Raw genomic sequence first — 8,622 nt, forward strand, 5'->3', positions numbered from 1 at the left:
AGATCGAGGGCGTCTTCGAGATCGCCTAAGCCTTCCTGAGGGCGGCGGTCCAGTCGAGGGCCTGCTCCAGGCGGTCGTCGCCCCAGAAGAGTTCGCCGTCCGGCGTCAGGAAGCTCGGAGCGCCGAAGAGGCGCTTCGTCGCCGCCTCCTCGACCCGCGCCCGCAAGGCCGCCTTGAGGTCGGGATCGGTCCGGGCGCGCTCGACCAGGGCGGCGCCCTCCCGACCGGCGGCCTCGAGGAGCGCGGTCAGAACCGCCGGATCCTGGATCTGGGCGCCCTCGCCGAATGCGGCGCGGAAGAGGCGGGCGTAGAAGTCTCCGGCCCAGGGCTCCGCCTCCACGGCCAGAGCCAGCCGCACGGCGGTCACGCTGTTTTGCGGAAAGGGCTCCGGGAGGCGGAACTCCAGACCCAGCGGCGCGCAAAGGCGCTCCAGATCGCGGATCATGTAGGCGCGCTTGTCCTCGCTGACGAGGAAGGGCGGCTGCGTCAGGCCGTTGCGCGCGAAGACCGGCCCGAGGATGAAGGGCTTCCAGAGGATCCCGATCCCCCGCGCCCGCGCCAGATCCCCGACCCGGAGCACGGAGGGACAGGAATAGCTCGACGCGAAATCGAACCAGACTTCGAGAACGGGCTCCGACATCCGGGCTTCCTCCTGCGCGCCCGCCCTCCTGATCCCGGGGCGGCGGGAGGCAGGATGCGCCGGGAGAAGCCGCGACGCAATGCGTTCCGGCGCCCCGGAGCGCTCGAAGGCCCTCGGCTCCTGTCTGGCCGCCTCTTCGCTGGACGACGCCCTAGCCCGGCGAGGAGGCCCAGGCCGGAAGCGGCGCTCCGGCCCGCGCCGCGCGTCGCCGCGCCGCCTCGGCGTAGAGCGCCACATAGCGCGGCCCCGCCGCCGCCCAGTCGCGTTCGCGCAGGACTTCGGCCCGCGCCGTCTCGACGAGGCCGTCCAGCGCTCCCGAGCGCCAGTCCCGCGCCGCGCCGATCATCGCCGCCGCCAGAGCCGCGCGGTCTCCGGCGGGAAAGAGCCGCCCCGTCTCGCCGTCGCGGATCAGCTCCCTGTGGCCGCCCACGTCCGAGGCCACCACCGGACGCCCCATGGCCATGGCCTCCAGAGGCTTGAGCGGCGTGGTCAGATGGGTCAGGCGCATGGCCCGGCGCGGCAGGACCACCGCGTCCAGAGCCGCGAAGCGCCGCCGCAGCTCCTCGCGCGAGAGCCGCCCCGTGAAGACCGCCGCCTCGCCCAGAGGCGCCGCCTTGCGCCGCAGGGCCTCTTCCTCCGGCCCGCCGCCCATGAGCAGCAGACGCGCCCCCGGCAGAGCCTCGCGCACCTCCGGCAGGGCCTCGATCAGCAGATCCAGCCCCTCGTAGGCGTAGAAGGAGCCCGCGAAGCCGAAGACCGGCCCCTCTCCCAGCCCCAGAGCCGCCGCCGCCTCCGGATCGCGCGGCCCGACGCTCGGGAAGTCGGCGGCCCGCACGGCGTTGGGCAGCAGCGTCAGGCGCTCCGGCGCGAAGCCCCGCCCCACGAGGTCGGACTTCAGCCCCTCGCAGATGACCGCCGCCGCATCCGCCGAGCGCACGGCGGCCTCCTCCATGCGTCTTTGCAACCGCCAGCGGAGGCCGCCTTCCCTCAATCGCCCGGAATCGACGGCGGCGTCTTCCCAAAAGGCGCGGATTTCATATACGACGGGAAGACCGAGTCGGCGGCCCGCCTGGATCGTCGGCAAGGCGTTCAAAGCGGGGGAATGGGCATGAAGCACGTCGCAGGCCTCTTCGGCCGCCGCCTGAAGGATGCGCCGGTAGCTCGCCGACATCTCGCGCAGCAGGGCCGGAAATCCGCCGCGCGAATCCGGCGTGCGCAGAAAGCGGCGTCCTCCCGCGCGCTCCTCGCGCGGGGCGGCGGAGGCGGCTCGGCGCAGGGCGCGTTCGTGACGCGGCGTCGTCAGGCCGAGCGGCGTCCAGCCCATGGCCTCCTGAGCGGCGAAGACGCCGAGGCTGCGCGTGACGTAGCCGCTTTGCAACGGCGCGGAATGGTCGAGGACGTGCAGGACGCGCATGAGGGCTCCGCGGAGAAAGGTCTTCTCCGGCTATGCCCGATTCGCCCTCAAGAAGGGCTTAAGGACACAGCGGTTCGGATGAGCGCATCCTTTCGCGTCGAGCGCGGGATTTCAAGATCTTACCATGTTTCCCGCCGCAATGAGGCGACGATTTGGACCGATTCGCCGAACCCTCGCCCTATTTCCGCCGCGCGTTCGCGTCAAGTTGCGCTCCACGGGGCGCCCCAGGCTCCGGACGGTCGCGTTCCGGGGCTCAGAGACAAGGATTGCACATGATGATCGCAGCGCTGCGTTTGGCCGCCGCGATTGCGGCGACGGGCCTGTGGCTTCAGCCCGCCGCCGCAAACGGCTTCACCACCTCGACGGGGCACAGCATCCAGCTTCCCGACGTCCGCAGTCTGGACTGCGGCGGCATGCAGGCCGCCATGGACCGCATCGACGCCACCGGCTACCGCACCGGCCCCGCCCCCCGCAATCCGTCGGACGGCCCCCTCTACGACTACGAGAAGCGTCTCGCCGAAGAACGCTATCAGCGCTGCCTGCGCGGCGGCGGCATCCGCTGATCCTTCGCCCCGCGCGACGCCCCCTCCCCAAGGCCCTCCCTCCCCGCGACCGCCCGACGCCCGCCCGCCCGACGACCGGCCGCCAGACGGGCGGCCGGATGGGCGGCGGGCGCGTCCTGCGGGCCTTGAGCCTCCGGCGGCGAGCGCCTATGGTCGCGCGCCGCCGCCCGCTTGAGGGCCTTCAGGAGACAGTCCCCATGAGCCTCGCGCGCGCCGGATCGGTCGCCCTCGCCGTCTTCGCCCTCGACCAGGCGAGCAAATGGTGGGTCTTCGAGCGCCTCGACCTCAGGACCCTGGGCGTCATCGAGGTGCTGCCGCCCTGGCTGTCCTTTCATCTGGCGTGGAATCCGGGGATCAACTTCGGGCTCTTCGCCTCGGACGCGCCCTGGACCAAATGGCTGCTTGCTTGTCTGGCGGGTCTGGTGTCGCTCGGCGTTCTGGTCTGGGCGGGGCGCAGGGCGGGCGACGGGCTCTTCGCCCTCGGCGCGGGGCTTCTGGCGGGGGGAGCGCTCGGCAACGCCCTGGACCGCATGCTTCATGGGGCCGTGGCCGATTTCCTCAACGTCTCCTGTTGCGGAATCCGGAACCCCTTCGCCTTCAACGTCGCTGATGTCACGATCTTTTTCGGCGCGCTTCTGGTGGCCTGGCGCAGCGGTTCTCCCACATCTTCCTGACCCGTCCCGTTTCGACGCGCCTTGTCCGGCGAACCGAGGTGGGATATGAAAATCAGAGGGATCCGGGCGTCGCGAGGCGCCCTAAGGGCATCTTGCAGGAGGTCTTGATGGCGAGAACAAGAACGGCGTCCGCGCTCATGGCCATCGCCGTTTGCGCGTCCGGTTGCGGCAGCGCGGGCTTCGAGATCCGGCAGGCTCTCGGCGTGGACAAGAATCCGCCGGACGCCTTCGTGGTCATGCCCACGCGCGATCTTGAAATCCCGCGCAATCTCACGGCCTTGCCTCCGCCTTCTCCCGGCGCGGCCTCGCCGCTGGAGGCCGATCCGCGCGCCATGGCCCTCAGCGCCCTCGGCGGTCAGGCCGCTCCGGGGCGGGCGAGCCCTCAGAATACGGTCATTATGGGACAGCAGCCCCTCGGCGCGACCTATTCAGGGACGCCCGCCGCCCTCCAGGCCGCCGCGCCGCTCGCCTACGCCTCCGCGCCCTCGGGCGCCGAAGCCGCGCTGCTCGGCGCGGCGGGGGCTCCGGCGGTCTCCGGCGAGGCCCGGACCCTCGTCGCCTCCGAGTCCGCCGGGCAGCCGAAATATCTCCTCGACAGCTGGTTCCCCGGCCTCAAGCGCCTGCGCGGCGAGAGCTCCGGCGAGGTCGTGGAGCCTCTGGCGGAGCTGCGCCGCCTCGGCCAGGACGCCCCGGAAGCCGGCGCCGTCTCGAGCGCCCGGGCGGTTCCCGCGCTGCTCATCCCCCCCTCCTCCGCCGCGCCCTCCGCGGCCCCCTGACCCCCATGGAGGCCGCGCCGGAACCTCTCGCGAAAACCTTGCTCGCGCGCCGCGAAAACTTTACACCGTGCGCGCAATGCGTCCAGCCGAGACGGCCCCCGACGACGGGCCTCAAAAGGAAACACCACGTGAAGACACGGATTCCGCCAGCCGGATCCCTCCTCCTGGGCCTGGCGGCCAGCCTTGCGCTCGGCGCGGCGGCGGCCGCGGCCCCTGCGGTCACCACCTTCAGCCTCGACAACGGCCTGCAGGGCGTGGTGATCGAGGATCACCGCGCGCCCGCCGCCACGCACATGGTGTGGTACAAGGTCGGAGCGGCGGACGAGGAGCCCGGATTCTCGGGCATGGCCCATTTCCTCGAACACCTGACCTTCAAGGGCACCGAGACCTTCGCCAGCGGCGACTTCTCGCGGATCATCGCCGATCACGGCGGCGTGGACAACGCCGGGACGACCCATGAATACACCACCTATTACCAGCGCATCGCGCCGCAATGGCTGCCGCTGGTCATGGAGATGGAGGCCGAACGCATGAGCCGCCTCGACGTCGACGCCGAACAGGTGGACGTCGAACGGCGGGTGGTGCTCGAAGAGCGCATGTCGCGGGTGGACAGCGATCCCGTCGAGAGATTCGGCGAGGAGATGAAGGCTGCGCTCTACAAGAACCATCGCTATCGCGTTCCGGCGATCGGCTGGCGCCACGAGATCGAAAGCCTGAGCCTCGACAAGGCCGTGGAGTTCTACCGCCGCCATTACGGCCCCAACCGCGCGGTGCTGGTGGTGGCCGGAGACGTCGATCCCGAGCAGGTCGAGGCCTGGGCCCGCGCCTATTACGGGCCTCTCGCGCCCATCGCGGGCGAGAGGCCGCCGCGCGCCCGCGAACCGGCCTCCTACGCCGCCCGGCGCGTCGAGATGCGCGACGCGCGGGTGGTGCTGCCGCTGTTCCAGCGCTTCTACGCGACCGCCACCACCGCCGATCCCGTGGACGGCCCGGCTCTGGCGCTTCTGGCGCAGATCCTCGGGTCCAACGATTCGGCCGACAGCCGCCTGCGCCGGGCGCTCATCGAAGGCGAGGAGGCCCCCGCCGCCTACGCCGGCGCCCGCTATCAGGGCGAGATGGCCGACATCGGCACCTTCTCCATCTTCGCCTTTCCCAAGGACGCCAGCGTGGACATGAACCTCGTCGAATCCATCGTGGATCGGGAGATCGCCCGCATGATCGCCGAAGGGCCGGCCGAACAGGAGCTGGCCAGAGCCAAGACCATCATCCTTTCGGACGCGCTCTTCGCCCAGGACAACCAGTTCAACCTCGCCGAACGCTACGGCGCCGCTCTGGCCGTCGGCCGGACCATCGAGGAGGTCGAGGCCTGGCCCGACCGCCTGAGGGCCGTCACGCCCGAGCAGGTCGCCGCCGCCGCCGGGAGATGGCTCAAGATCGAGCGCTCGGTGACCGGGCGCCTCCAGGCCGCCCAGACGGAGAGCGCGCCATGACCGCAGCCGCACGCCGTCCCTTCCGGCCTCTCCCTCTCCGCTCCGCCCGACTGCGCGAGGCCCTGCGGCTCCTGCGGGGGGCGGGTCTGGCGCTTCTGCTCGGAGCCGCCGTCGCGACGACGGCCCGCGAGGCCGCCGCCCAGCCCGATCCCGCCGAGGGGCCCCAGGAGATCGTGACGCCCAAGGGGCTTTCGGTCTGGCTGAAATACGAGCCGAGCCTTCCGGCGGTGGCGCTCAACGCGCAGTTCGGAGGGGGCGGGCTCTCCGCCGACGCGCCGGACCGCCGGGGCGCCTCCTTCCTCATCGGGGGGCTGCTGGAGGAGGGCGCGGGAGATCTCGACGCCCGGAGCTTCCAGAACGCCCGCGACGAGCTGGGCGCGCGCATCGTCTACATGACCGCCTCGGAGGATCTGTCGATCACGGTCTGGTCGCCCTCCGAGCATCTGGGGGAGGTGATGGATCTGGTGCGGCTGTCGCTGGCCTCTCCGCGCTTCGATCCGGAGGCGGTGGCTCTGGTGAAGGCCCAGAGCACGGCGCTCATGCGGCATCAGGGGGCCGACGCGCAGAATCTCGCGGAGATGGCCTTCCTCAAGCGCCTGTTTCCGGACGACCCCTACAGCAGCGACTACCGCGGCGGCGAGGCCGATTACGCGAAGCTGACCCGCGAGGATCTGCTGGAGGCCATGCCCAGGCTGACGGACCGCGACCGGCTGATCGTCTCGGCGGTGGGCGACGTGACGCCGGAGCGGCTGGCCGAACTGGTGGACGCCGCCTTCGGCGATCTGGCGGCGGGGGGGGCGCGGAGCCTGCCGCCCGCCCGGACGGCTCAGGCGCCGGGGATTCTGCGGGAGATCGTCGATCGCGAACAGAGCATGATCGTCTTCGGCCATGGCGGAATCGAGAACGACGACCCGGATTACGAGGCCGCGCGGGTGATGACCCATGTGCTCGGGGGCTACGGGGCCAATTCCCGGCTCAACGCCGCCCTGCGCGACAAGCGCGGCATGACCTACGCCGTCTCGGCGGGGCTGCGCTCCTATGACCGCGCGGGGGTGGTCATGGGGATGGTGGCGGTGGCCAACGAACGCGTGGACGAAGCCATCGGCGTCCTGCGCGAGGAATGGACGCGCATGGCCGAGGAAGGCCCCACCGAAGCCGAACTGGAGCGCTCAAAGCGCTATCTGATCGGCTCCTTCGGGCTGGGGATCAGCTCCAACATGGGGCTTTCGGAGTTCCTCGTCCGCAGCCGCAGCCAGGGGCTCGGCATCGACTACATCCGCACCCGCAACGAGGCCATCGCCGCCGTGACCCTCGAAGACGCGAAGCGCGTGGCGGCGCGGCTGCTCAAGCCCGAGGAGCTCGTCTTCTCGGTGGTGGGCGGCGAGCCCCTTCCGGCCGGAACGGAGCCCAGGCCGCCCGGCGAGGCCGCGCCTCCTCCCTGACGGCGTCCCGCGCTTCGCAGGGGGCTCCGGGAGGGCTATAAGGGCGCAAGACCCCGCGCAGGGAGGATTCCCGTCCATGGCCGCCCAGACCCCCGCTCCCTCCCGCATCCGGCTGCTCTCCGAGGAGGCCGTCAACCGCATCGCCGCCGGAGAGGTGGTCGAGCGCCCGGCCTCCGCGCTCAAGGAGCTGGTCGAGAACGCCCTCGACGCCGGAGCCCGGCGCGTCGAGGTCGCGCTGGAGGGCGGCGGGCTCAAGCTCATCCGCGTGGCCGACGACGGCGAAGGCATGACTCCCGAGGAGCTGCCGCTCGCCGCCACGCGCCACGCCACCTCGAAGACCGACGGCTCGGGGCTCTTCGGCGCGGCGAGCCTCGGGTTTCGCGGCGAGGCCCTGCCCTCCATCGGGGCGGTGGGGCGTCTGGAGATCCGGTCGCGGCGCAAGGGCGCGGATCAGGCCTGGCGGCTCAGGATCGAAGGCGGGCGCCTGACGCCCGTGGAGCCTGCGGCTCTGGGCGGCGGCACGGTGGTCGAGGCGCGGGATCTCTTCTTCGCCACGCCCGCGCGGCTGAAGTTCATGAAGACCGAACGCGCCGAGGCTCAGGCCGCCGCCGAGACGCTCAAGGCCCTGGCTCTGGCGCGGCCCGAGGTCGCCTTCCACCTGACCGACGAAGGGCGCGTGGTCTTCAATTACGTGGTCGGTTCGGGCGATCTCTTCGACGCCCGACGGGCGCGGGTGGGGGCGGCGCTCGGACGGGAGTTCCTGGAGAACAGCCTTCCCCTCGCCGCCGAACGCGACGGCATGAAGCTCGGCGGGCTGATCGGCCTGCCCAGCTGGAGCCGCTCCACGGAAGGTCAGATCTTCATCACGCTGAACGGTCGGGCGCTGAAGGACCGTCAGCTTCTGGGCATGCTGCGGGCGGCCTATCTCGACTTCCTGCCCGCCGGACGCAAGCCCGGCGCCGCGCTTCATCTCGAAGTCCCGCCCGAGCGGGTGGACGTCAACGTGCATCCGGCCAAGGCGGAGGCCCGCTTCCGCGACGCCCAGGCCTTGCGCGGCTTCTTCATCGGTTCGATCCGGGCGGCTCTGGCGGCGGCTTCGGGACGCAGCGTCAGCCTCGGCGACGGCTCTTCGGTGATCGCGGGGCCTTTCCCGACGCCGCGCCCCTCGGGCGCCGCGCGGCCGGATTTCACGCCCGCTCCGCCCCATCCGGCCCTGTTGGCGCGTCACGCCGCAGCCCAGACGCCTCTGGCCCTGGAGGAGACGACGGGCTTTCTTGCGGCCGAGCCTCCGCCCGTCGCCGGAGCGCCCGCGGAGACGCCGCCGCAGGATCTCCCTCTCGGCCATGCGCGGGCTCAGATCTTCGAGACCTATATTCTGGCGCAGAGCGGCGAGGCTCTGGTGCTGGTGGATCAGCACGCCGCCCATGAACGCCTCGTCTACGAACGCTTCAAGCGTCAGCGCAAGGCGGGAGGCGTGGCGCGTCAGCCGCTGCTGATCCCCGAGATCGTCGAGATGGACGCCCTCGCGGCGGAGCGGATCCTCGCCGCCGCCGAAGAGCTGGAGGCTCTGGGGCTGGCGGTGGAGCCCTTCGGACCGGGCGCCCTCTGCGTGCGGGAGACTCC

8 protein-coding genes are annotated in these 8,622 nt (G+C 71.5%); 6 read left to right on the forward strand and 2 right to left on the reverse strand.

The features are described from left to right. Positions 1-25: 25 nt before the first annotated feature. Both PHN62_RS12300 and PHN62_RS12305 read right to left on the reverse strand, forming a co-directional pair. On the reverse strand, positions 26-640 hold the full coding sequence (locus PHN62_RS12300) for a 2-hydroxychromene-2-carboxylate isomerase (protein WP_300151056.1): 615 nt from the start codon (positions 638-640) through the stop codon (positions 26-28). 151 nt (positions 641-791) lie between these two features. Beyond that, positions 792-2,054, reverse strand: coding sequence for a TIGR04063 family PEP-CTERM/XrtA system glycosyltransferase (locus PHN62_RS12305; RefSeq protein ID WP_300151058.1), 1,263 nt, complete (start codon positions 2,052-2,054; stop codon positions 792-794). 272 nt (positions 2,055-2,326) lie between these two features. On the opposite strand from PHN62_RS12305, the gene PHN62_RS12310 reads away from it, so the two are divergent. The 6 genes from PHN62_RS12310 to mutL all read left to right on the forward strand — a co-directional run. Further along, positions 2,327-2,617 (forward strand): hypothetical protein, encoded by a 291-nt coding sequence (locus PHN62_RS12310; RefSeq protein WP_300151060.1) that lies wholly within the window; start codon positions 2,327-2,329, stop codon positions 2,615-2,617. Between the two features lie 197 nt (positions 2,618-2,814). Continuing rightward, on the forward strand, positions 2,815-3,291 hold the full coding sequence (gene lspA, locus PHN62_RS12315; protein ID WP_300151062.1) for a signal peptidase II: 477 nt from the start codon (positions 2,815-2,817) through the stop codon (positions 3,289-3,291). A 107-nt stretch (positions 3,292-3,398) separates the two neighbouring features. After that, positions 3,399-4,067, forward strand: a complete 669-nt coding sequence (locus PHN62_RS12320; RefSeq protein ID WP_300151064.1) for a DUF3035 domain-containing protein — start codon at positions 3,399-3,401, stop codon at positions 4,065-4,067. Positions 4,068-4,195: 128 nt separating this feature from the next. Further along, positions 4,196-5,557: a pitrilysin family protein gene (locus tag PHN62_RS12325; RefSeq protein ID WP_300151066.1), complete on the forward strand. Its 1,362-nt coding sequence runs from the start codon at positions 4,196-4,198 to the stop codon at positions 5,555-5,557. Further along, complete coding sequence (locus tag PHN62_RS12330; RefSeq protein ID WP_300151068.1) at positions 5,554-6,999, forward strand: pitrilysin family protein; 1,446 nt, start codon at positions 5,554-5,556, stop codon at positions 6,997-6,999. The genes PHN62_RS12325 and PHN62_RS12330 overlap by 4 nt, the downstream gene beginning before the upstream one ends. Positions 7,000-7,075: 76 nt before the next feature. Next, positions 7,076-8,622 (forward strand): DNA mismatch repair endonuclease MutL (gene mutL, locus PHN62_RS12335; protein WP_300151070.1); only part of this gene is annotated, 1,547 nt, incomplete at its 3' end.

It is taken from the genome of Neomegalonema sp., from assembly GCF_028688855.1.
Lineage (GTDB): Bacteria > Pseudomonadota > Alphaproteobacteria > Rhodobacterales > Rhodobacteraceae > Neomegalonema.

What these genes read in the sequence shown, in the direction of transcription:
- PHN62_RS12300 (WP_300151056.1), bottom strand. Translation starts at nt 640, where the DNA reads ATGTCGGAGCCCGTTCTCGAAGTCTGGTTCGATTTCGCGTCGAGCTAT.
- PHN62_RS12305 (WP_300151058.1), bottom strand. Translation starts at nt 2,054, where the DNA reads ATGCGCGTCCTGCACGTCCTCGACCATTCCGCGCCGTTGCAAAGCGGC.
- PHN62_RS12310 (WP_300151060.1), top strand. Translation starts at nt 2,327, where the DNA reads ATGATGATCGCAGCGCTGCGTTTGGCCGCCGCGATTGCGGCGACGGGC.
- lspA (WP_300151062.1), top strand. Translation starts at nt 2,815, where the DNA reads ATGAGCCTCGCGCGCGCCGGATCGGTCGCCCTCGCCGTCTTCGCCCTC.
- PHN62_RS12320 (WP_300151064.1), top strand. Translation starts at nt 3,399, where the DNA reads ATGGCGAGAACAAGAACGGCGTCCGCGCTCATGGCCATCGCCGTTTGC.
- PHN62_RS12330 (WP_300151068.1), top strand. Translation starts at nt 5,554, where the DNA reads ATGACCGCAGCCGCACGCCGTCCCTTCCGGCCTCTCCCTCTCCGCTCC.